Annotated in this window: 21 protein-coding genes; 9 read left to right on the forward strand and 12 right to left on the reverse strand. The window is 66.8% G+C overall.

All coding sequences use genetic code 11. The annotated features are described in order from the left end of the window. Positions 1-76: 76 nt before the first annotated feature. Positions 77-1063: a cobaltochelatase subunit CobS gene (gene cobS, locus BMX57_RS04220; RefSeq protein WP_092362831.1), complete on the reverse strand. Its 987-nt coding sequence runs from the start codon at positions 1061-1063 to the stop codon at positions 77-79. Positions 1064-1246: 183 nt separating this feature from the next. Between cobS and BMX57_RS04225 the strand changes: the two genes are divergently transcribed. The 3 genes from BMX57_RS04225 to BMX57_RS04235 all read left to right on the forward strand — a co-directional run bounded on the left by BMX57_RS04225 (position 1247) and on the right by BMX57_RS04235 (position 3151). Then, positions 1247-1807, forward strand: coding sequence for a sigma-70 family RNA polymerase sigma factor (locus BMX57_RS04225; RefSeq protein ID WP_092362833.1), 561 nt, complete (start codon positions 1247-1249; stop codon positions 1805-1807). Next, positions 1804-2481, forward strand: a complete 678-nt coding sequence (locus BMX57_RS04230) for an anti-sigma factor (RefSeq protein WP_092362835.1) — start codon at positions 1804-1806, stop codon at positions 2479-2481. Before BMX57_RS04225 ends, BMX57_RS04230 begins: the two co-directional genes overlap by 4 nt. A gap of 118 nt (positions 2482-2599) precedes the next feature. Continuing rightward, positions 2600-3151 (forward strand): fasciclin domain-containing protein, encoded by a 552-nt coding sequence (locus BMX57_RS04235; RefSeq protein WP_092362838.1) that lies wholly within the window; start codon positions 2600-2602, stop codon positions 3149-3151. Positions 3152-3231: 80 nt separating this feature from the next. On the opposite strand, the gene BMX57_RS04240 is transcribed toward BMX57_RS04235, so the two are convergent. Beyond that, positions 3232-3822 carry a DnaJ domain-containing protein gene (locus BMX57_RS04240; RefSeq protein ID WP_092362840.1) on the reverse strand — a complete coding sequence of 197 codons (591 nt, stop codon included), beginning with the start codon at positions 3820-3822 and terminating at the stop codon, positions 3232-3234. Positions 3823-3957: 135 nt separating this feature from the next. On the opposite strand from BMX57_RS04240, the gene BMX57_RS04245 reads away from it, so the two are divergent. Continuing rightward, positions 3958-4212 carry a BolA family protein gene (locus BMX57_RS04245; protein WP_092362842.1) on the forward strand — a complete coding sequence of 85 codons (255 nt, stop codon included), beginning with the start codon at positions 3958-3960 and terminating at the stop codon, positions 4210-4212. Between the two features lie 7 nt (positions 4213-4219). Here the strand turns inward: BMX57_RS04245 and BMX57_RS04250 are convergent, their stop codons facing one another. The 6 genes from BMX57_RS04250 to pepN form a co-directional block, all read right to left on the reverse strand. Continuing rightward, on the reverse strand, positions 4220-5239 hold the full coding sequence (locus BMX57_RS04250; RefSeq protein WP_092362844.1) for an NAD-dependent epimerase/dehydratase family protein: 1020 nt from the start codon (positions 5237-5239) through the stop codon (positions 4220-4222). A 194-nt stretch (positions 5240-5433) separates the two neighbouring features. Further along, positions 5434-5946, reverse strand: coding sequence for a DUF4177 domain-containing protein (locus BMX57_RS20845; protein WP_229724180.1), 513 nt, complete (start codon positions 5944-5946; stop codon positions 5434-5436). Positions 5947-6048: 102 nt separating this feature from the next. Then, positions 6049-7560, reverse strand: coding sequence for an Asp-tRNA(Asn)/Glu-tRNA(Gln) amidotransferase subunit GatB (gene gatB, locus BMX57_RS04260; RefSeq protein ID WP_092362846.1), 1512 nt, complete (start codon positions 7558-7560; stop codon positions 6049-6051). Between the two features lie 107 nt (positions 7561-7667). After that, a complete protein-coding gene (locus tag BMX57_RS04265; RefSeq protein WP_092362848.1) occupies positions 7668-8948 on the reverse strand; it encodes a hypothetical protein in 1281 nt (426 codons plus the stop codon). Between the two features lie 151 nt (positions 8949-9099). Further along, positions 9100-9543 carry a hypothetical protein gene (locus tag BMX57_RS04270; RefSeq protein WP_092362850.1) on the reverse strand — a complete coding sequence of 148 codons (444 nt, stop codon included), beginning with the start codon at positions 9541-9543 and terminating at the stop codon, positions 9100-9102. Positions 9544-9546: 3 nt separating this feature from the next. Beyond that, entirely contained in the window at positions 9547-12099 is a 2553-nt protein-coding gene (pepN, locus tag BMX57_RS04275) for an aminopeptidase N (protein WP_092362852.1), read from the reverse strand. A 107-nt stretch (positions 12100-12206) separates the two neighbouring features. On the opposite strand from pepN, the gene BMX57_RS04280 reads away from it, so the two are divergent. Together BMX57_RS04280 and BMX57_RS04285 are read left to right on the forward strand one after the other, a co-directional pair. Beyond that, positions 12207-12395 (forward strand): hypothetical protein, encoded by a 189-nt coding sequence (locus BMX57_RS04280; RefSeq protein ID WP_092362854.1) that lies wholly within the window; start codon positions 12207-12209, stop codon positions 12393-12395. A 131-nt stretch (positions 12396-12526) separates the two neighbouring features. Beyond that, positions 12527-14674 carry a malate synthase G gene (locus tag BMX57_RS04285; protein WP_092362856.1) on the forward strand — a complete coding sequence of 716 codons (2148 nt, stop codon included), beginning with the start codon at positions 12527-12529 and terminating at the stop codon, positions 14672-14674. Positions 14675-14680: 6 nt separating this feature from the next. On the opposite strand, the gene BMX57_RS04290 is transcribed toward BMX57_RS04285, so the two are convergent. Next, positions 14681-15643 carry a phosphatase PAP2 family protein gene (locus BMX57_RS04290; RefSeq protein ID WP_092362858.1) on the reverse strand — a complete coding sequence of 321 codons (963 nt, stop codon included), beginning with the start codon at positions 15641-15643 and terminating at the stop codon, positions 14681-14683. 177 nt (positions 15644-15820) lie between these two features. On the opposite strand from BMX57_RS04290, the gene BMX57_RS04295 reads away from it, so the two are divergent. Next, complete coding sequence (locus BMX57_RS04295) at positions 15821-16597, forward strand: gamma-glutamyl-gamma-aminobutyrate hydrolase family protein (RefSeq protein ID WP_092362860.1); 777 nt, start codon at positions 15821-15823, stop codon at positions 16595-16597. A gap of 30 nt (positions 16598-16627) precedes the next feature. Here the strand turns inward: BMX57_RS04295 and BMX57_RS04300 are convergent, their stop codons facing one another. Beyond that, positions 16628-18865, reverse strand: a complete 2238-nt coding sequence (locus BMX57_RS04300; protein WP_092362862.1) for a xanthine dehydrogenase family protein molybdopterin-binding subunit — start codon at positions 18863-18865, stop codon at positions 16628-16630. Between the two features lie 3 nt (positions 18866-18868). Then, a complete protein-coding gene (locus BMX57_RS04305; RefSeq protein ID WP_092362864.1) occupies positions 18869-19333 on the reverse strand; it encodes a (2Fe-2S)-binding protein in 465 nt (154 codons plus the stop codon). 97 nt (positions 19334-19430) lie between these two features. Between BMX57_RS04305 and BMX57_RS04310 the strand changes: the two genes are divergently transcribed. Then, positions 19431-20012: a TetR/AcrR family transcriptional regulator gene (locus tag BMX57_RS04310; protein WP_092362866.1), complete on the forward strand. Its 582-nt coding sequence runs from the start codon at positions 19431-19433 to the stop codon at positions 20010-20012. A 4-nt stretch (positions 20013-20016) separates the two neighbouring features. Here BMX57_RS04310 and BMX57_RS04315 read toward each other — a convergent pair whose 3' ends face one another. Then, the gene (locus BMX57_RS04315; protein ID WP_092362868.1) at positions 20017-20769 is read right to left on the reverse strand and encodes an SDR family NAD(P)-dependent oxidoreductase; all 753 of its coding nucleotides are present in this window, start codon (positions 20767-20769) and stop codon (positions 20017-20019) included. 143 nt (positions 20770-20912) lie between these two features. Between BMX57_RS04315 and BMX57_RS04320 the strand changes: the two genes are divergently transcribed. After that, positions 20913-21362 (forward strand): methyltransferase family protein, encoded by a 450-nt coding sequence (locus tag BMX57_RS04320; RefSeq protein ID WP_092362870.1) that lies wholly within the window; start codon positions 20913-20915, stop codon positions 21360-21362. Positions 21363-21458: the final 96 nt, after the last annotated feature.

Consider the following 21458-nt stretch of genomic DNA (forward strand, 5'->3'; position numbering starts at 1 on the left):
CCGAATCGGCGCAATACCGCCGATGCGGAACGCGATCACTTTTTCGCTTGATGTCGGATTCCGGCGACAGCCGGGGTCAGCCCAGGCTGGTGCTGGCCGCGCTTTCGGGCAGCTCCTCGTCGAAACAGCGCTGGTAGAACTCGGCCACCGTCTGGCGCTCCAGCTCGTCGCACTTATTGAGGAAGGACAGCCGGAAGGCATAGCCCACGTCGCGGAAGATCTCGGCGTTCTGCGCCCAGTTGATCACCGTCCGCGGGCTCATCACGGTGGACAGGTCGCCGTTCATGAACGCGGTGCGGGTCAGGTCGGCCACGGTGACCATCTGGCTGACGATCTTGCGGCCCTTCTCGGTGTTGTAATGCGGCGCCTTGCTGAGCACGATCATGGTCTCGGCGTCGTGGCGCAGATAGTTCAGCGTGGCGACCAGGCTCCAGCGGTCCATCTGCGCCTGGTTGATCTGCTGCACCCCGTGATAGAGGCCGGTCGTGTCGCCCAGGCCCACGGTGTTGGCCGTGGCGAACAGGCGGAAGCAGGGGTTGGGCGTGATGATCTCGTTCTGGTCCAGCAACGTCAGCTTGCCGTCATGCTCCAGCACCCGCTGGATGACGAACATCACGTCGGCGCGGCCGGCATCGTATTCGTCGAACACGATGGCCACCGGATTGCGCAGGGCCCAGGGCAGGATGCCCTCGTGGAACTCGGTCACCTGCTTGCCGTCGCGCAGCTTGATGGCGTCCTTGCCGATCAGGTCGATCCGGCTGATATGGCTGTCCAGGTTGACGCGCACGCAGGGCCAGTTGAGCCGCGCGGCGACCTGTTCGATATGGGTCGACTTGCCGGTGCCGTGATAGCCCTGGATCAGCACCCGGCGGTTATGGGCGAACCCCGCCAGGATCGCCAGGGTGGTGTCGGGATCGAACTTGTAGGTCGGGTCGATCACCGGAACGCGGTCGCTGGCCTCGGCAAATCCCTTGACCGTCATCGGCGTGTCGATTCCGAACACCTCGCGGACCGAAATCTCTTCGGTGGGTTTTGCGTTGATGTCGATCGCGCCGTCAGCCATGCCCTGTGTCCTCTGTCCAGCCCCCGGAGCGGGGGGCGAATTCAACCCGCGTGTGGTGCAACATAATGGCGGCGAGGGCAAGGGGAAGCGGCAGCCCCCTGTTGCGCGGCCGCCGTCGCCGATGTCTGGCCTTGCGCGGGACGATATGCTTAGGATGCGCGGCAAGCGAACCGACGGGACTTCATGACGGGACACGAGGAAATCGAGGCCATGCTGGCGCGCACCGCAATGGGCGACCGGGCGGCATTCGGGGACCTGTACGCCGCCACCTCGGCGAAACTTTTTGGCGTCTGCCTGCGTGTCTTGAGGGACAGGGACCGGGCCGAGGAGGTTCTGCAGGACGTGTATGTTCGGATCTGGAACCGGGCGGACCGCTACCGTGTCAACGGTTTGAGCCCGATGACCTGGCTGATCACGGTCGCCCGCAACCTGGCCATCGACCGCCTGCGCAGCGACCGGGCCGCCGCACGGCGCATCGAACCCGACGCGCCGGTCGGCGACACCGAGACGCTGGCCGATCCCGGCCCCGGTCCCGAGGCGCAGGCGATGGCCGCCGATGAGCGCGCGGCCGTCCTGGAGTGCCTGGGACAGCTGGAACCGGATCGGGAACAGGCGGTGCGGCGGGCCTATCTTCTGGGCGACAGCTATGCCGAACTGGCCTCGGCCTTCGACGTGCCGCTCAACACGATGCGAACCTGGCTGCGCCGCAGCCTGATGAAACTGAGGGAGTGCCTGGCGCAATGAGCCCGACCGGCGATATCGGCGACGACGACCGCGCCCTGGCGGCCGAGTACGCGCTTGGCCTGCTGGACCCGACCGAGGCGCGCGCCTTCGAGGCCCGGATGGCGCAGGAGCCGGCCCTGCGCGAGGCCTATGCCGAATGGGCCGAGGCCTTCATCCGGATGGAGCCCGACGATTCCGTGTCGCCTCCGCCCGGTGTCTGGGCCGGGGTGCAGGCCCGTCTGTTCGCCGATCCCCGCCCGCGCCGGCGCTGGCTGGGCTGGGTGACCGCGCTGGGCCTTGCCGCCGCGGTTGTGGCCTTTGTGGCGGTGCAGACCGGGATGTTCCAGCCATCCGAGCCCGACTTCCGCGCCGAGCTGACCTCGGACGCCTCGCCGTTGCGGATCGTCGCAACCTACGCGTCCGCCGAGGGCACGCTGAACCTGACCCGCGTGGGCGGCACCGGCCCGGCCGCCGGGCGCAGCCATGAGCTGTGGGTGATCCCGACGCCGGATGCAGCGCCCGTCTCGCTGGGCCTGCTGGATGCGGGCGAGGGCCTGACCGTGACCGTGCCCGAGCCGCTGCGCGGTGCCATGCCGGGCGCCACCCTCGCCGTCAGCGACGAGCCCGAAGGCGGTGCCCCGGGCGGCGCGCCGACCGGGGCGATCCTGGCTGCGGGCACGGTAAGCGAACTCTGACATTTTCGTGATCGTTTCGTGATCGAATGGGCGAAACTCTCTGCACGGGCCTGCCGTGACTTCAGGCAACCCGGACCAATCGGCCGGGGGTCAACTCGAGCCTAAGGGAGTTTTCAACATGAACTTTGTCAAACTGTCCGTTTCCGCTGCTGCCGCTGCCATCGTCGCCATTTCGGCGCAGGCGGATAACCCCAAGGTGGGCGGCGCGCCGATGTATGCCGACAAGACCATCGTCGAAAACGCGGTCAACTCGGCCGACCACGAGACACTGGTGGCAGCGGTCAAGGCAGCCGGCCTGGTCGACACGCTGTCCGGCGAAGGCCCGTTCACCGTCTTCGCTCCGACGGACGAAGCCTTCGGAATGCTCAAGGACGGCACTGTCGAGACACTGCTCAAGCCCGAGAACAAGGATACGCTGACCAAGATCCTGACCTGCCACGTGGTCTCGGCCGACGCGATGTCCGAAGCCATTAAGGGGATGGTCGACGACGATGGCGGCATGCACCCCGTGCCCACCGTGGGCGGCTGCACCCTGCAGGCGACCTATGACGGCGACCAGATCATGATCGAGGACGAACGCGGCCGCGTGGCCAACGTGACCATCGCCGATGTCGACCAGTCGAACGGCGTGATCCACGTGATCGACACGGTGCTGCTGCCGGCCGGCTGATACCGGTTTGCGAGTGGTAGGGGGTAACAAGTGGGGAGGGGCCGCAAGTCGGCCCCTCTTTGTTGACACCGCCGCAGAGGCTACTTGAAGTTGCGGCTTTCCTTGATCTGGTCCCAGGCCCAGACGACTTCCTGCAGCTGTTCCTCTTGGCTGCGGTCGCCGCCGTTCATGTCCGGGTGCAGCACCTTGATCAGCTTCTTGTAGGCCTTGCGCACCTCGGCCTTGGACCAGCTGTCCTTGGCCTCCAGGATCTCGATGGCGCGGCGCTCGGTGGGCGGCAGGCGCCGGCCGGTGGTGGCGCGACCGGGGTTCTGGGTGGCGTTCTGTCCCAGCACCTGGTGCGGATCCTCGATCCCGAGCCGCGCCCAGGCCCGCGCCTCGGGGTCGCCCAGGGGCCGCGTCTTGCGTTCCCACACCTTGTCCTTGGACATCTGCGCGTTCAGCTCGGCCTCGGTCGTGCCGTCGAAGAAATTCCATTTCTGATTGTATTCGCGCACATGCTGCTGGCAGAACCAGAAGAAATCGTCCAGCACGTCGGGCGCCTTGGGCGCGCGGAACTTGCCCGCTTCCTGGCACCCCTCGTGGTCGCAGACCCGCCGCGAGGTTTCGGACGCGCCCGACATTCCGCGACGACCGCGCGGGTTGCGTTTCTTCGCCGAAGAAACGGACATGTCAAAGCCAAAGGGATCTGGTTTCGTCTTCACGGCGTACCTTTCGGACTATAGGTTCCGACTCGGAGGCAGCAGTTTAATCCAAGCCGCCACAGATAGAAGAGGGAGCGGCAAATTTTTTGCCGACCGGCAGAGATGAGCATCACCGAGCAGATCCGCACACGCCTGCAAGAGGCCTTCGACCCGCGCGAGCTGGAGGTCGTGGACGACAGCGAAAGCCACCGTGGCCATGCCGGCTATCGCGAGGGGGGTGAAAGCCATTTCAACGTGCGCATCCGCGCCGCCGCGTTCAAGGGCCAGAACCGCCTGGCGCGTCACCGCGCGGTTCACGCCGCGCTGGGCGATATCGTGCCGAGGATCCACGCGCTGGCCCTGGACATCGACGCCTGAGCCGTCGCTAGCCAAGCAGCCGCGCTTCCTGCTCCGCCGTCAGGCCGACGCCGAGCGGCTGGTCCCGGCGGCCCCGGTCCCAGTCCAGCAACCGACCCAGCGTGTCGGCCAGCGGACGGCAGGTCAGGCCCTCGGCGCGCGCCTTGCCCGCGTCGACCTGCAGGAAGTGCCGGAACTCGGGCATACTGGGGGCCATCAGGGGCATATCGGTCCAGGGGGCGATGCCGGCCTCCAGTATCGCGGCGTCGTCGCGCCAGACGAACTCCGGCTCTGATCCCGCCGCCGTGGCAACCGCGTCGAGAACGTCACTCAGCGCCATCTCCTGCCCGGTGACATTCCAGATCCCGCCAGGCCCATTTTCGGCGCAGGTCAGCGCAAACCCCGCCGCATCCCGCGCGTCGACGAACTGCACCGGCCGGTCCGGCGGCCCGGGGGCCGGCACCCGGCGTTGCGATCCGCGCGCCTGGTCGATGCGTCGCACCCACCATGTCAGCCGGTTGGTGTAATCCCCCGCGCCGACCAAAAGCCCGACACGTAAGGCCGTCGCGCGGTTCCCCAGCCGCTCTGCCGCGGCCAGTTCGCAGGCCCGCTTCAACCGGCCATAGGACTCGCCATAGGCCGCGGCCGAGGCGCGGTCGGCCGCCGGCACGGCGGCGGCCACGGCCAGGTCCGCGTCGGTCGGGGCAGGCACCGGATCATCCTCGTTCAGCCCCTCCTTCTCGAACGTCCCATAGGCCGAAATCGACGAGATGAGCACATAGCGTTTGAGACCCTCTCCGACCGCATCCAGCAGTCGATGAACGGCATCGGGCGAATAGGCGCATGAATCGAACACCCAATCGAAGGACCGTCCGGCCAGAGTGTCGAGTGTGTCATGCCGGTCTGCCTGGATGAATTCGATCCCGGCGGGTTGCGCCCGTCCGGTCTGCCCGCGCGCCAGCACCGACATCGAGTGCCCGACTGCAGCCGCAGCATCCACGATGGCGCCGCCCAGAAATCCCGTGCCACCGACAACCAGACACCGCATGCGCTTCTCCTTGCCTCTGTTGGTTTCGTGGCCACGGACCTCCAGCCGACACCGTGGATCAGCGTAGAAACCGGTCGATGACCTGCGCCTGCAGCTTCTTGCCGTCCGGGTCCGGGCCGGTCCTGAGCGCGCGGAACGCCTCGGTCCGGTCCGAGGTGCGGCAGCGGATCGGCCGGTTCGGGCCGAATGCAGCGTCAGGTCTTGGAGCGGTCGGGCACCTCGGCGTCGTTGGTATCCGCATCGGAGTGCGCGTCGCCGTTGCGATTGCTTGCGAACGGCGGCAGGTCCGACGAGTCCTCTGCCTGACCGGTCGGGGCGCTGATCTGAGGATCGCGGGTCTCCTCGGATATTGGCCGCGGCGCGGCCACGGGGGGCGCCTCGGCCCGCGGATCGGGCGGGGCCATCGGGCCGGGCAGGGGCCGGGCCGCAGGCGGCAGGTCGTCGGCGTCGCCCTCCAAGGGCGGCTGCGCCACGTCCAGAAGGCGCCGGAAGACCAGCAGGTTGCGCCAGTTCACCGTTGTGCTGGCCAGCCCCGATTTCTCCTCGCTGGGCAACAGCTCTGCGCGCTGGAATTCCCAGCCCAGGGCTGCCATCTCGTTGAGCAGTTCCTCGACCGAGAGGGCAAAGCGGCCCTCGGGCGATTTCACGCCCTTGGCCTTGGTGCCTTTCGCGGGGGCAGGGACGACCTTGTATTCAAAAAGCGGCATGGATGACCTCTGTGCTCCGGCGGGCAACTTATATCAGCGGCATATCGAATTGCCAGCGAGCCGTCAGGCGCCCGGCAGACACCCGCGCGCCGGGCGCGGGGATCAGAGCCCCAGCCTGGCGCTGACGATCTCGTTGACCGCCTTGGGGTTGGCCTTGCCGCCGGTGGCCTTCATCACCTGGCCCACGAACCAGCCGGCAAGCTTGGGGTTCTGTTTGGCCTTCTCGACCTGGGCGGGATTGGCCGCGATGATCTCGTCTACCGCCGCCTCGATGGCGCCGGTATCGGTGACCTGCTTCATGCCGCGCGCCTCGACGATCTCGGCCGGGTCGCCGCCCTCTTTATAGACGATTTCAAAGAGATCCTTGGCGATCTTGCCGCTGATGTCGCCCTTGGCGATCAGGTCGATGATGCCACCCAGCTGCGCCGGCGAGACCGGGCTTTCGGTGATGTCGTGGTCTTCCTTCTTGAGCCGACCGAACAGCTCGTTGATGACCCAGTTGGCCGCCATCTTGCCGTCGCGCCCCTTGGCCACGGCCTCGAAATAGGCGGCCGCCTCGACCTCGGCGGTCAGCACCGATGCGTCATAGTCGGTCAGGCCGAAATCCTTGATGAACCGCGCCTTCTTCTCGTCCGGCAGCTCCGGCAGCCTGGCCTGGATGTCGTCCACCCAGTCCTGGTCGATCTCCAGCGGCAGCAGGTCGGGATCGGGGAAATAGCGGTAATCATGCGCCTCTTCCTTGGACCGCATCGACCGCGTCTCGCCCTTGTCGGGATCATAGAGCCGGGTCTCCTGATCGACCGTCCCGCCGCCTTCGACAATTGCGATCTGGCGCCGCGCCTCATGGTCGATGGCAGCCTGGATGAAGCGCATCGAGTTCATGTTCTTGATCTCGCAGCGCGTGCCCAGATGCGAGAAATCCTGGGTTTCCTGGTATTTCTCGTAATCCCCGGGACGGCAGATCGACACGTTCACATCCGCGCGCAGGTTGCCGTTCTGCATGTTGCCGTCGCAGGTGCCCAGATAGCGCAGGATCTGACGCAGTTTCACGATATAGGCCGCCGCCTCTTCGGGGCCGCGGATGTCGGGGCGGCTGACGATCTCCATCAGGCAGACGCCGGTGCGGTTGAGGTCGACGAAGGACATGTTCGGGTCCATGTCGTGGATCGACTTGCCGGCGTCCTGCTCCATGTGGATGCGTTCGATCCGCACGAGGCGGGCGGTGCCGTCGCCCATCTCGACCAGCACTTCGCCCTCGCCAACGATGGGGTGATAGAGCTGGGAGATCTGGTAGCCCTGCGGCAGATCGGGGTAGAAGTAGTTCTTGCGGTCGAAGGCCGATTTCAGGTTGATCTCGGCCTTCAGCCCCAGCCCCGTGCGCACCGCCTGTTCGACGCAGTATTCGTTGATGACGGGCAGCATGCCGGGCATCGCCGCATCGACGAAGGAGACGTTGGAATTGGGCTCGGCCCCGAACTCGGTCGAGGCGGCCGAGAACAGCTTGGCGTTCGAGGCGACCTGAGCATGCACTTCCATGCCGATGACCAGTTCCCAGTCATGCCGGGCCCCGGCGATGGTCTTGGGTTTGGGGGTCTCGTAGGTCAGGTCCAGCATCGCTCGGCTCTCTTCGCTTGACTTCGATCCGCGTTCTAGGCGCGGCAAGGCCAAGGGGCAAGGGGCAATGCATGTTGGGAAGGGGCGGCGGGCCCTTGGGCGACGTGTCAGACCGCGCTGGTCTTCGGGCCGTCGGGGGTGAATGTCACGCGCTTGCCGCCGGCGATCTCGTCGCGGAACAGGTCGGCGATCACCTGCATCGCATCCGCCCGCCCACGCGCGGCAAAGCGCAGTGGCGAGGTGACCCGGGCATTGTTGTCGAACCCCTGCGCCGCATGGGCCCAGATCAGCGGGTGCAATTCGGTCAGGTGGTCGCGCACCAGCCAGTTCACCGAGTCGCAGATCCGTGTCCGGGCCAGATCGGCCTCCTCGCTGGTGCCGTAGCCTGCCGCCAGCGTCACCGCGCAATAGGCGGCAAGGTAGTTGACCATCGCCTGATCCGGCCGGGCCGCAACGATGTCGCGCAGCCCGTCGAGGAAGAATTCCACATCGACCAGCGCACAGGCCCCGTCATCCAGCGCGATGGCGTTGAGCATCACCCAGCAATAGCCGCCATTGCCCCAAAGGCCGGTCAGGCGCGCGGCGGTCCGGCGGGCCTCCAGCTCCAGCTCGGGATAGCTGCCGAACCAGCCGGGCAGAAGATGCGTGCCCAGGGCGCGCATATGCGCCGGGTTGCCGGGCGCCATGTCGATCAGCGCCTCGTAGTCGTCGGCCAATCCCTTGCGCGGGATGCGCCCGCCGGCGCGCAACGCGCAGCGCGCGGCCAGCAGCGACGGGCTGTTCATCGCCTTGCCGCAATGCTGCGCCAGGATCGCGGCGGCCCGGTCGAAATGCGCGGCGCAGCGGCGCCGGTTGCGGCTGGAAACTGCCGCGTCGTCCCATCCGGTCCCGCGCCAGGCCCAGGCGATGTCGGTATGGGCCTGGGCCACGACCAGGGCGATCATCGGGTCGTTGCCATGCTCGCGCAGCACCTGCTCCAGCCCCATCACACCGTCCAGCAGGATCGGATCGTCGGCGGCGATCCCCTCCTGCAGGGCGTGTTCGACCGCCAGAACCACGTCCGAGCGCGCGCCGAAGGACAGCAGTTCAGTCAGCGGCCAGTTGCCGCACAGCATTGTCCGGCGGGATTCGGCCTCGTGCAGCTGCTGCGCCAGGTCCGGCCACCGCTCCTGCCGGGCCAGAAACATGCCGCGCAGCCGCGCCTGGGCACAGGGCGCGTCCGCCTCGCTGTCCGAGACCACGGGGATGTTCAGGGAATCCTCGATCCGCCGGGCCGGTCGATCGGGCGGTGGCAACAGGAGCGGCGCCGGATCGGACCGCGCAACCCCGGCACGGTCCTGCAGGAAAGCGGACAGACGCCGTAGGGCATGGCGGGTACTTGCGATCATCTGGGGCTCCTGCTCGCAGACGCCGTTCGGAAGGCGTCCGGTCCCGCAAATATGATCATGTATTTTGGCAGGATCGTGGCCCTTCTGGGATCGTTCCGGTCAGGAAAGGGAAAAACTTCGGGTATTGTTGCCTTAACCGAAACCATTTGTTTCAGAAAGCGGTGAAATGATGCCGTTCGACGCGCAGCCCGCGGGCCTGCAGGGCGGCCTCGAAATCGCGATGCGGCGGTACGCAGTCCTGGGGCAACCGCACCCGGCCGCCACCGCGCAGCAGAAGCGTCACGCGCACCGACAGGTCCCAGCGTGTGTCGAAACGGATGCTGTCGATCTCGGCCAGCCCCAGATCGCCCTCGCGCCGCCCGCTGCGCCAGCGCAACTCGGCCCCGTCCAGCCTGAGCGACGCGCTGGTGCCGGCCAGCACGTCCCACAGGGCGGGCAGGGTGAACAGGGCCAGCCCGCCGACCAGCCAGGGCGCGGCGTCCAGTTGCAGCAGGACCGCCGCCAGCGCCGCGTAGATGGCGGCCAGGACCGCGATGTTCCGCAGGGTGCGGTTGCGCCGGACAAAGCTGAACGGTGGCGCGTCCCCGGGCGTCACCGGTCAGCCCCCTCGGATGCGGGCGATCATCTCGGTGCTGTCCGGCGACAGGTCCGGCGTGGCGGCGATGCGGTCCAGCTGTGCCGCGATCAGGGCCTGACGGTCGGCATCGTAGCGCCGCCAGGTCTGGAAGGCGGTGAACATGCGCGCGGTGGTCTGCGGGTTGACCGGGTCCAGCCGGATCAGCCAGTCGGCCAACAGCGCATAGGCCGCGCCCGACGCGTGATGGAACCCGGCATGGTTCGTGGCCAGCGCCCCCATCACGGCACGGAACCGATTGGGGTTCTTCCAGTTGAAATCGGCATGCTGGGTCAATGCCTGCGCCACCTGGGCCGCTCGGTCGGGCTTGGCCATGGAGACCTGCAGGCCGAACCACTTGTCCATCACAAGCCGGTCATCGCGCCACTGGTCGTGGAACTGCGACAGCTGGGTCTCGCCCTTGCCGGCGTGCAGCAGCGCGGCAAGCGCGGTCAGTTGCAGCGTCATGTTGTCGGCGGCGGCATATTCCTCGGCCGCCAACTCGCCGCCATCCAGCCGCGTGATCAGCGCCAGCGCCGTTCCGGCCAGCGCGCGCTTGCCCGATTGCTCGGCATCCGGCGCATAGGGCGCGTCGACCCTGGTGTCGGCATGCAGGCGCGGCAGCATGTCCCGGCATGTCTCGGCCAGCGCCTGGCGCAGATCCTCGCAGGCTTGGTAGATCGCCATCGGGTCGGGCGTGATGCCGCGTTCATGCAGCGTGCCGGCCAGTTCCGACTGCCCGGGCAGGCCGGCCATCAGCGCGCGATAGGCCGGATCCAGCGTGTCATCGCGCAGAACCGCGTGGATCCCGTCGAGATAGCTGGCATTCGGCGCCGCACCGTCCACGGCCATCGCCAGCACCGTGTCGCGGGCCAGGCTGCGGCCGGCCTCCCAGCGGTTGAACGGGTCGGTGTCATGGGCCAGCAGGAACGCCCGTTCGCTGGTCGGGCTGTCCCGGTCCAGGATCACGGGGGCCGAGAACTCGCGCAGGATCGACGGCACCGGCTTCGAAGGCAGGCCGTCGAAGCGGAAGCTCTGCCGCGCCTCGGTCAGTTCGAGCATCTCGGTCGGGCGCAGTTCGTCCCCGTTCGGACCCAGCAGGCCCACCGCCACCGGGATCACCCGGGGCGGCTTGTCGGGCTGGCCCGGTGTCGGCGGTGTCTGTTGCGAAAGCGTCAGCGTGTAGGTGGACCCGTCCCAGTCCTCCTGGACCGAGACGCGCGGCGTTCCGGCATCGGAATACCAGCGTTTGAACTGGGACAGATCGCGCCCCGTGACCTCTTCGAACACGGCCAGCCAGTCCTCGATGGTGCAGGCCTGACCGTCATGGCGCGCAAAGTAGAGATCCAGCGCCTCGGCATAGGCGCGGTCGCCCACGAGCCGCTTGAGAATGCCGATCACCTCGGCTCCCTTCTCATAGACCGTGGCGGTGTAGAAATTGTTGATTTCCTGAAAACTCTCGGGCCGCACCGGATGCGCCAGCGGGCCGTTGTCCTCGGGGAACTGGCGCGCGCGCAGGTCTATCACGTCCTCGATGCGCTTGACCGCCGCGCTGCGCATGTCGGCGGTGAACTGGGCGTCGCGGAACACCGTCAGCCCCTCTTTCAGGCACAGCTGGAACCAGTCGCGGCAGGTGATCCGGTTGCCTGTCCAGTTGTGGAAATACTCATGCGCGATGATCGCCTCGATGCGTTCGAAATTGGCGTCGGTCGAGGTTTCGGGACTGGCCAGAACCGCCGAGGAGTTGAAGATGTTCAGCCCCTTGTTCTCCATCGCGCCCATGTTGAAGTCGTCGACCGCGACGATGTTGAACACGTCCAGGTCGTATTCGCGGCCATAGACATCCTCGTCCCATTTCATCGACTTCTTCAGCGCCTCCATGCCGAAGGCACATTTGCCCTCGTCGCCCGGCCGAACATAAAGATTCAACGCAACATCGCGCCCCGAAACGGTGGTGAACCTGTCCGAATGGGCCACCAGGTCCCCGGCGACCAGCGCAAAGAGATAGGCCGGTTTCGGCCAAGGGTCATGCCATTCCGCAAAACCTTCGCCACTGTCCACCGGGTTGCCGTTGGACAGCAGCACCGGCAGGTCGCCGTTGATCCGAACGGAAAAGACGCCCATCACGTCCGGTCGGTCGGGGTAATAGGTGATCTTGCGGAACCCCTCGGCCTCGCATTGCGTGCAATACATGCCATTGGACATGTAAAGCCCCTCCAGCGCGGTGTTGCCGGACGGGTCGATCTCGACCTCGGTCTCCCAGGTGAAGGGGCCGTCGGGCACCTTGCAGGTGAGCCCCTTTTCCGTGACCTCGGGTTCGACCGGCTGGTCGTCGATGCGGGCCGAAATCAGGCTCAGCTGCTCGCCATGCAGGAAGAAGGTCCGATCGGTGGCGTCGGGATTGGGGCGGAACGCGATGCGCGAATGGACGCGGGTCGCATTGGGCGCAAGGTCGAACGTCAGGCTGATCTCGTCCACCAAATAGCCGAACGGGGCATAGTCCTTGAGGTAGATCGTCGTCGGGGCGGCATCGCGCATCTGGTCACCTTGAAGAGGGAAAGGGTCAAACTAGCTGCACCCTAGAGATGCGGGCAACGGGCTACAAGCCGCCCGCCGGGACCGAAAACCAGAGGCAAGGAGAACCCATGTCTGCGTCCGACAACGACATCGACAAGCAAGTCAAACGCCACCGCCCGTCGCTGCTGGCGATCATCGTGGCGGTCCTCGCCGTTGGTGCGATCGGCTTCGGCGTATTCGGGTTCGGCGCGGACCCTGGGGTGGACGAAGCCGGCAGCAGCGAGCCGTTGCCCGCGGCGGATTCCGCCACGGATTGAACGGCGCTTGCCAATGGTTATCAGGATTTTCCTGAAAGTGAGTTTTGCCGAACCTGACAGGTGTGACGTTGCCGCCCTCGCGCGCCTCGTCTAGGACGGTGCATACAGTGGCACACAATTCGGAGCGGGACATGGGCGACAGGGTCGAGCGGAGCGGGCTGCAAGTGGCCGCGGAGCTGGCGAATTTCATCGAAGATCGGGCGCTTGCCGGCACGGATGTGGAGGCCCAAGACTTCTGGGCCGGGCTGGCGCGCATGGTGGCGGAGTTGGGACCCGAGAACCGGGCGCTTCTGGACACCCGCGACCGGCTGCAGTCGCAGATCGACGCCTGGCATGTGAAACACCGGGACCGGCCGCATGACGCCGAGGCCTACAAGGCGTTCCTGGCCGAGATCGGGTATCTGCTGCCCGAGGGCGATGACTTCGAGATCGACACCGCCAATGTGGATCCCGAGATCGCGCAGGTTCCCGGCCCGCAGCTGGTGGTTCCGATCACCAATGCGCGCTACGCGCTGAACGCCGCCAACGCGCGCTGGGGCAGCCTCTATGACAGCCTCTACGGCACCGACGCGCTGGGCAGCGCGCCGCCGGCGGGCGGCTACGACCGGGGCCGGGGAGCGCGCGTGGTGGCGTGGTCGCGCGTGTTCCTCGACGAGGCATTTCCGATCGCCGGCATCAGCCATGCGGATGCGCGGCGCTATCACGTGCGGGACAGCGCGTTGCTGGTGGACGATCTGCCGCTTGACGACCCCGAGAAGTTCGCCGGCTACCGCGGCGATCCGCGTGCACCGGACTCGGTCATCCTGCGCAATCACGGGCTGCATGTGGAGCTGGTCTTTGACCGCGCGCATCCGATCGGCAGCCGCGACCAGGCGCTGCTGGCCGATGTGCGGCTGGAAAGTGCGATGTCGGCGATCATGGATTGCGAGGATTCCGTGGCCTGCGTCGATGCCGAGGACAAGGTGCAGGCCTATTCCAACTGGCTGGGCCTGATGAAGGGCGACCTGACCGAAGAGGTCGAGAAGGGCGGCCGCACGATCACCCGGCGCCTGGCCGACGACATCGCCTATACCACCCCGAACGGCGCCGCCGCGACGCTGAAGGGCCGGGCGCTGATGCTGGTGCGCAACGTGGGCCACCTGATGACCAACCCGGCCGTTCTGGACGCGCACGGAAACGAGATCTTCGAGGGGCTGATGGATGCGCTGGTGACGGTGGCCATCGCCAAGCACGACCTGGCGCGCGACGGCGGCAACTCGGTGCACGGGTCGGTCTATGTGGTCAAGCCCAAGATGCACGGCCCCGAAGAGGTGGCGTTTGCCGTGCGCATTTTCGACATGGTCGAGGACATCCTCGGCCTGCCGCGCAACACCGTGAAGATCGGCATCATGGACGAGGAGCGACGCACCTCGGTCAACCTCAAGGAATGCATCCGCGCCGCGAAATCCCGCGTGGTCTTCATCAACACCGGCTTCCTGGACCGCACCGGCGACGAGATCCACACTTCGATGGAGGCCGGGCCGTTCAGCCGCAAGGATTTCATCAAGCGCAAGGCCTGGATCGGTGCGTATGAAAACCTGAACGTGGATATCGGGCTGGAATGCGGGTTGCAGGGCCGGGCCCAGATCGGCAAGGGCATGTGGGCGATGCCCGACCGCATGGCGGCGATGCTGGAATCCAAGATCGAGCATCCCAAGTCCGGCGCCAATTGCGCCTGGGTGCCCAGCCCCACGGCGGCAACGCTGCACGCGCTGCACTATCACAAGGTGGATGTGTTCGCGGTGCAGGATGCGCTCAAGGCCGGCGGGCGGCGGGCGCATGTGGACGGCATCCTCGACATTCCGCTGGCCGCGTTCCGCAAATGGTCGCCCGAACAGATCCGGCGCGAGGTCGAGAACAATGCGCAGGGCATCCTGGGCTATGTCGTGCGCTGGATCGACCAGGGCGTGGGCTGTTCCAAGGTGCCCGACATCAACGATGTCGGCCTGATGGAGGATCGTGCAACCTGCCGCATCTCGGCCCAGCACATCGCCAACTGGTTGCATCACGGCGTCGTCTCGCAAGAGGATGTGATGGCGGCCATGCAGCGGATGGCGGCGGTTGTGGACGGGCAGAATGCAGAGGATCCGACCTATCGCCCGATGGCGCCGGGCTTTGACGGGATCGCCTTTCAGGCCGCGTGCGACCTGGTGTTCAAGGGGCGGGTGCAGCCCTCGGGCTATACCGAGCCGGTTTTGCACGCCCGCAGGCTGGAGTTGAAGGCCAGCCGGCCCGGATGACCGCGTTCAGTCCTCGGCGGGCGATGGCCCCCAGCGGCGCAGGATGCAGTTAGAGGCCCAGGCGGCCACGCCGAACACGGCAAAACCGCCGGCGACATCGACCAGGTGATGCCCGCCATGCGACAGGATCGCGGGCATCATCGCCGCATTGACCGCCAGCGCCGGCCAGAACAGGCGGGTGCCGCGCAGATACCAGACCACCAGCAGGGCCATTACCGTGTGATAGGACGGAAAGGCGATCGTGCCGACGATGTCCTGGGCGCGGATGACCGGAAGCCCGTGCTGAACCAGATCGCGCAGATAGGCCCCGTAGGCGCCATCCGTCACAAGCCCCATGGCGGCCTGCGTGTCCTGGGGGATGTCGAAAAAGGCGGCCGGCCCGACGCTGGGGGCGATCCACCAGATCGCGGTGGTCAGCACCAGGCTGAGACTGCCGGTCAGCAACGCGCCACTGAGCGCGCGCGGACGGTTGGTCAATGCGAGATACCCAACCAGAACAAGCAGCTGAACCAGCGAACTGAGGTAGATCCAGCCCAGCAGCCAGGCGATGGTGGGCCAGGCTGCTACGGTCTCGACAAATCCCGGCCAGGAATATCCCAGCATCGCGTCGATCTCGATCAGCATCGGGTCGAGCACCGGCGAGGTCACCGGGAACCGCAGATAGATCAACAGGGTCGTGACGGCCGTGAAGGCGAGGTAAAGGCTGTTGGCGATGGCGAGCAGCGCCAGTTGCGGGCGTCCGGCCTGGACCCGTGCATAGATGCCCACCAGCATCAGCCCCAGCGCCGGCACTGCGCCCGCGGCAAAGCTGGACCAGTGCACCTGCTGACCGGTTAACGCCGCAACCGTCACGCAGGTCGCGGCAAGCGCGCCGACCAGCACGGCCAACCCGCCCTCGATGCGCGTCAGCGCGGGCGGCTTGCCGGACCGGGCCGCCTGTCGGCCGGACTGGATGGAAAGATCGGTCATCCGTGATCCCCGGAACTGTTTCCCGGGGCAAGGTTAATACGCATGATTGTGGAGTTTTTGTGGAGCGGATTCGATGTTTTCTGGAAGCGGTGCGCCGCCTCGGTCCATTGAGGTGCTTGCACTCGACCGCCGTTTTGCGTGATCCTCTGGCGACGGGCGAAATATGAAGGGGTTGGAATGAAACGGCCAGTCGTGGGGATCATCGGAAATTCCTACCTGATGAACGACCAGTACCCGACCCATGCGGGCGGGACGATGAACTCGGACGCGGTGGCCAATGTCTCGGGCTGCCTGCCCATGCTCATCCCCAGCGACCCGCGTTTCGTGTCCGTGGACGAGTTGCTCGAGACCTGCGACGGTTTTGTCCTGACCGGCGGGCGGCCCAACGTGCACCCTGAGGAATATGGCGAGGCCGCGACCACCGCGCATGGCGAGTTCGACCGCGCCCGCGATGCGATCACCCTGCCGCTGGTGCGGGCCTGCGTCGAGCGGGGGCAGCCGTTCCTGGGGATCTGCCGGGGCTTTCAGGAGGTCAATGTCGCGCTGGGCGGCACTCTCTATCCCGAAATCCGGGATCTGCCGGGGCGGATGAACCACCGGATGCCGCCCGACGGCACACTGGAGGAGAAATTCGCGTTGCGCCATGTCGTCACGCTCCGCGAGGATGGTGTGTTCCACCGGTTGTTCGGCGCCCGTGAGGTAATGACCAATACCCTGCACGGGCAGGGCATCAATACGCCCGGTGCGGGCATCGAGATCGACGGCACCGCCAGGGACGGCACGCCCGAGGCGATGTATGTGCGCGACGCGCCGGGCTTCACTCTGTCGGTGCAATGGCACCCGGAATGGGACGCGGCCAACGATCCGGTCTCGCGCCCCCTCTTCCAGGCCTTTGGCGATGCGGTGCGCGAATGGGCCGGCTGCGGTGGCGGCGGGCTGCGGCGGACGGGGTGATGCCCCGCCGGCCCTGACCGCCGCGAGGGGTCAGATCAACAGGTCGAACTCGCGGTTCAGCGGAAGGGTCCGCGCGCGGCGTCCGGTCAGATCGAACAGCGCATTGCCCAGCGCCGGCATCGCCGGCGGGGTGCCCGGCTCTCCGGCACCGCCCATGTGGCGATTGGTTTCCAGCACGCGCACTTCGGTCACCGGCGCCGTGTGCATCCGCAGCACTTCGTAGTCGGGGAAATTGCCCTGCTCGACCTCGCCGCCGGCATATGTGATCTCGCCGAAACAGGCCGCGGACAGGCCATAAACCATGCCGCTTACCATCTGCGCCTCGACCGTGCCGGGATCCAGTGCAAGGCCCATGTCACAGGCGATCCAGGCTTTGCTGATGCGGATGGTGCTGTCTTCGTCGACGACCTCGATGATCTGCGCCACCGGCGTTCCGAAGGAATAGGTGAAGCCCACGCCGCGCCCGACGTCATCCGGCGTCTTGCCGGTCCAGCCTGACATGTCGCGCACGGCCTCCAGGCAGCCGGCCGAGGGTGGATGTTCGGTTTTCATATGCTCCAGGCGGAATTCCAGCGGATCCACCCCGGCCAAATGTGCCATTTCGTCAAGGAAAGTGTCGTGGAAAAACCCGTTGAAACTGTTGCCCACGGACCGCCAGAACCCCACGGGCACCGCCAGATCGGCCACATGGCCGCGAATGCGGTAGTTGGGGATGGCATAGGGCTGGTTGAAGGCGCCCTCGACCAGAACCTTGTCGGGACCGCCCGACGGCACCCCCAGCCGGCCCATCGCCTGAAACAGCGCCGACTGCGCCGCGATCTGCCCGTCCAGCAGGACCGCCTTGCCGTCCTTGACCGCGCCGCGCATTCGCGCCATCGCGCCGGGGCGGTAGAAATCGTGGCGCATGTCCTCTTCCCGGCTCCAGGTGGTCTGGACCGGGGTGCCGGGCACGGCCATGGCGACCTTGGCGGCGATCACGGCAAAGTCGAACTCGCCACGCCGGCCGAAGCCGCCGCCCATATAGGTGGTGTGGACATCGACCGCGTCGGAATCCAGCCCGGCGGTCTCGGCGATCTTGTCGCGGGTGAAGGTGGGCGCCTGGTTGCCGCCCCAGAACTCGACCCGACCACCCGAATAGATAGCAGTGCCGTTCATCGGCTCCATCGTGGCATGCGCAAGATAGGGCAGACGGTATTCAGCGGTGATCTCGGTTGCGCCTTCGGGAAGCGTCGAGACATCGCCGTCGTCGCGCATGGTCGAGTTGGCGTCGGTGTCGAAGGCCGCCGCGATCCTCTCGAACAGCGCGTCGGTCTCGGGCGGATAGGGCGCCTCGTCCCACTCGACCTCGATGGCGTCGACCGCCTGCATCGCCAGCCAGGTGTTGCTGGCGATCACCGCCACGCCGCCATCCAGGTCGACGACCGTTTCCACGCCCGGCATGGCCTCGGCGGCACTGGCGTCAAAGCCCTTCATACCGCCGCCCAGCCGCGGGTTCATCCGCACACTGGCGAACTTCATCTCCGGCAGGCGCACATCGATGCCGAATTCGGCGGTGCCGGTGGATTTCCCGACCATGTCCACCCGCGGCACGTGCTTGCCGAGATAGCGCCACTGGCCGGGATCGCGCAGCGTGGCTTCGGGCGGGTCGATCTGCGCGGCGGCCTCGGCCAGCTCGGGATAAGGGATCTCGGTGCCATCGGGGGCGACAACCTTGCCCGCGACGGTTGTCAGGCTGGCGCGGTCGACCCCGAGCCGCTGCGCCGCGGCCTCCTTCAGCGTCTCGCGGGCGGTGGCCCCGGCCTCGCGCATCCGCTCGAACCCGTCCTTCATCGAGGTCGAGCCGCCGGTCACGTGCAGGCTCAGCACCTTGCCGATCTCGCCGAGCGCCTGGCCGACATTGTGCTGGAAATCCGAGATGTCATAGCCCTTGTTGGGCAGCCCCTCGCCGATCATCGCCGAGTTGTAGTAGGCGGCCGCCGCGGGGCCGTGCAGTACGCGCACCTGATCGAGTTCCACGTCCAGCTCCTCGGCGATCAGCGCCGCCCAGGTGGTCTTGACCCCCTGGCCCATCTCGGCGCGCGGGGCGAAGAGGGTCACGCCCTGCCGGTCGATCAGCACGAAGGGGTTGAGCGCCGCCTCACCCTCGGCGGGCTCCAGCGGGTTGGGGGCGGGACGGCGGACGTAGTAGACACCGAATGCCACGCCGCCGACAATGGCGGCAGAGCCGATCAGAAAGGTGCGGCGGGCGATTTTTCCGATGCTGGCCATGGCTCAGGCCTCCTTCAGGTTGCCGGCGGCGGTGTGGATCGCGGCACGGATACGGGGGTAGGTGCCGCAGCGGCAGAGGTTGCCGGCCATCGCCTCGTCGATCTCGTCATCCGAGGGCGACGGGTTCTCGGCCAGCAGCGCGGCGGCCTGCATGATCTGGCCCGACTGGCAATAGCCACATTGCGCCACCTGATGCTCGACCCAGGCCTGCTGGATCTTGTTCATCGCATCCGGCGTGCCGAGCCCTTCGATGGTCGTCACCTCGCCCCAGACATCGCCGAGCGCGACCTGGCAGCTGCGCACCGCCTCGCCGTCGATCTGCACGGTGCAGGCGCCGCAGGCGGCGACCCCGCAGCCGAACTTTGTGCCGGTCAGGCCGATCTCGTCGCGCAGCACCCACAGCAGGGGCACCTCGTCAGGCAGGTCGACGGTGTGGGAGGATCCGTTGATGGTCAGGGATGTTGGCATGGCGCGTCACTCCGCTGGCTTGGCTTCTGACATAATGAGCATGAAGTGTCAGTATGTCAATTGACATTTTCTGGCCGAACTGTCAGGACTGTTGGCCATGAAAGATCTCGGCACCGATCCCAAGCAGAAGGCGATCCTGAAATCCGCCTGGACCGCCTTTGCCACCTATGGGTTTCGCAAGACGTCGATGGATGACATAGCACGCGGCGCGGGAATGTCCCGTCCGGCGCTCTACCTGCACTACCGCAACAAGGAAGACATCTTTCGCAGCCTGGCGCAGTATTACTACGACGACGCGGCCGAATGCGTGGCCGAGGCGCTCTCCTGCGACGGACCGGTCGCCGAGGTTCTGGCCGGTGCCTTCAAGGCGCAGGGCGGCGGGATCGTCGAGGCGATGCTGACATCGCCGCACGGGATGGAACTGCTGGACGCCGGCACGACAACCGCGCCGGACATCGCCCAGGATGGCGAGGCGCGGCTGCGCGGTCTCTATGCGGACTGGCTGGCGGCGCAGGCCGAGGCCGGGCGGGTGCATCTGCCGGGGCCGCCGGATGCGGTTGCCGCGACGATGACCGCCGCGCTCAAGGGGATCAAGTCCAGCGCGCCGGGATATGGCGAATACCAGCAGCGCGTGGCGCAGCTGGCGAAACTGATCGGCGGCGGGCTACAGGCGGGCTGAGCCGTCAGACGTGGCCGCCGGCGATCTCGATGCACTGGCCGTTGATGCTGGCCGAACCGGGGCGCACCAGCCAGAGCGCGGCGGCGGCAACCTCGTCGGGTGTGATCAGGCGCTTGTGGCGGTTGGCGCTGACCATGGCGTGCAGCGCCTCGGTCTCGCTCAGGCCCGTCTTTTCGGCGATGGCCACCTTGTTGCGGGCGACGATGGGCGTGTCGACATAGCCGGGGCAGAGCGCGTTGAAGGTGTAGGGCTTGCCCAAAAACTCTTCGGAATAGGTGCGGGTCAACCCGACCACCCCGTGTTTCGACGCGGCATAGGCCCCCGCACCGGCCGCCCCGCGCAGCCCGGCGATCGAAGCCACGCTGATCACCCGGCCCCAGTCGGTCTCCAGCATCGACCGCAGACTCTCGCGGATGGTCAGGAACGCGCCGTCGAGATTGGTGGCCATGATATCGCGCCAGAGCGTCATGTCGGTCTTCTGCAGGGTCTTGCCCACGGCAATCCCGGCATTGGCGACGCAGATCTGCACCGGGCCACGCGCGGCGACGGCACTGGCAATGGCTTCGGTCACGTTGTCCTCGTCGCGCACGTCCATCACCATTCCGGTGATGCCGTCACCGGCAACGTCGTCCAGAACCTGCTGACGGCGCCCGGTGATCGTCACCTCGGCGCCCTCGGCGGCCAGCGCCTGGGCGATGGCCAGTCCGATCCCGGTGCCGCCGCCGGTGACCAATGCGTGTTTGCCGCTGAGTGTCATGGCTGTTCCTTTCCCGTTTTGCCGCAGCCTAGCGGTTGAGGCGCGCGAGGCAAGCCGGACACGGGGGTGCGGCGCTATACCGTGGCGGCAGGCGCCGGACGGCGTGGTATGGCCCCGCGACAAGAAGCGACGAGGGAAAAGCTGTGAAATGGATCGACATGCCGCCGGTCTGGCTGGCGGGTTTCATCACCCTGGCCTGGCTGCAGGCTCGGCATCTGCCGCTCGGGCTGAGCCTGGACGGTGCCGTCACCGACCTCCTGGGCGGGGTGCTGGTGGGCGGCGGTGTGCTGGCGATCCTGCTGGCGGCGGTCGAGCTTCGCCGCCACCGAACGACGATCGTGCCGCACCAGACGCCCGACCGGCTGGTCCAGAGCGGCATCTACAAACGCTCGCGCAACCCGATCTATCTGGGCGATGCGCTGATCCTGGCCGGGCTGGTCCTGCGGTTCGACGCGGTGCTGTCGCTGGCCCTGGTGCCGGTCTTCGTCTGGGTCATAGAGCGCCGGTTCATCCTGCCCGAGGAGGACCGGCTGCGTCGGACCTTTCGCGCCGATTTCGCGCGCTATGAACGCAAGACGCGCCGTTGGGTTTAGACGTCGCGGACTTGCTGCGCTTGCGAAATGATCTTGCGCGATATAGGGGAATGGCTTGCGGAGATGTTCGTCCCGCAGTCGCTTGAGGACCACAAC

The organism is Cribrihabitans marinus, from assembly GCF_900109035.1.
In the GTDB taxonomy this organism is placed as follows: domain Bacteria; phylum Pseudomonadota; class Alphaproteobacteria; order Rhodobacterales; family Rhodobacteraceae; genus Cribrihabitans; species Cribrihabitans marinus.

Excerpts from the sequence above, each read along its gene's own strand:
- BMX57_RS04265 (WP_092362848.1), bottom strand. The coding sequence starts at position 8,948 with ATGATCGCAAGTACCCGCCATGCCCTACGGCGTCTGTCCGCTTTCCTG.
- BMX57_RS04245 (WP_092362842.1), top strand. The coding sequence starts at position 3,958 with ATGAGCATCACCGAGCAGATCCGCACACGCCTGCAAGAGGCCTTCGAC.
- pepN (WP_092362852.1), bottom strand. The coding sequence starts at position 12,099 with ATGCGCGATGCCGCCCCGACGACGATCTACCTCAAGGACTATGCCCCG.
- BMX57_RS04315 (WP_092362868.1), bottom strand. The coding sequence starts at position 20,769 with ATGACACTCAGCGGCAAACACGCATTGGTCACCGGCGGCGGCACCGGG.
- BMX57_RS04225 (WP_092362833.1), top strand. The coding sequence starts at position 1,247 with ATGACGGGACACGAGGAAATCGAGGCCATGCTGGCGCGCACCGCAATG.
- BMX57_RS04235 (WP_092362838.1), top strand. The coding sequence starts at position 2,600 with ATGAACTTTGTCAAACTGTCCGTTTCCGCTGCTGCCGCTGCCATCGTC.
- BMX57_RS04280 (WP_092362854.1), top strand. The coding sequence starts at position 12,207 with ATGTCTGCGTCCGACAACGACATCGACAAGCAAGTCAAACGCCACCGC.
- BMX57_RS04230 (WP_092362835.1), top strand. The coding sequence starts at position 1,804 with ATGAGCCCGACCGGCGATATCGGCGACGACGACCGCGCCCTGGCGGCC.
- gatB (WP_092362846.1), bottom strand. The coding sequence starts at position 7,560 with ATGCTGGACCTGACCTACGAGACCCCCAAACCCAAGACCATCGCCGGG.
- BMX57_RS04305 (WP_092362864.1), bottom strand. The coding sequence starts at position 19,333 with ATGCCAACATCCCTGACCATCAACGGATCCTCCCACACCGTCGACCTG.
- BMX57_RS04240 (WP_092362840.1), bottom strand. The coding sequence starts at position 3,822 with ATGTCCGTTTCTTCGGCGAAGAAACGCAACCCGCGCGGTCGTCGCGGA.
- BMX57_RS20845 (WP_229724180.1), bottom strand. The coding sequence starts at position 5,946 with ATGCCGCTTTTTGAATACAAGGTCGTCCCTGCCCCCGCGAAAGGCACC.
- BMX57_RS04295 (WP_092362860.1), top strand. The coding sequence starts at position 15,821 with ATGAAACGGCCAGTCGTGGGGATCATCGGAAATTCCTACCTGATGAAC.
- BMX57_RS04285 (WP_092362856.1), top strand. The coding sequence starts at position 12,527 with ATGGGCGACAGGGTCGAGCGGAGCGGGCTGCAAGTGGCCGCGGAGCTG.
- BMX57_RS04300 (WP_092362862.1), bottom strand. The coding sequence starts at position 18,865 with ATGGCCAGCATCGGAAAAATCGCCCGCCGCACCTTTCTGATCGGCTCT.
- BMX57_RS04310 (WP_092362866.1), top strand. The coding sequence starts at position 19,431 with ATGAAAGATCTCGGCACCGATCCCAAGCAGAAGGCGATCCTGAAATCC.
- BMX57_RS04290 (WP_092362858.1), bottom strand. The coding sequence starts at position 15,643 with ATGACCGATCTTTCCATCCAGTCCGGCCGACAGGCGGCCCGGTCCGGC.
- cobS (WP_092362831.1), bottom strand. The coding sequence starts at position 1,063 with ATGGCTGACGGCGCGATCGACATCAACGCAAAACCCACCGAAGAGATT.
- BMX57_RS04250 (WP_092362844.1), bottom strand. The coding sequence starts at position 5,239 with ATGCGGTGTCTGGTTGTCGGTGGCACGGGATTTCTGGGCGGCGCCATC.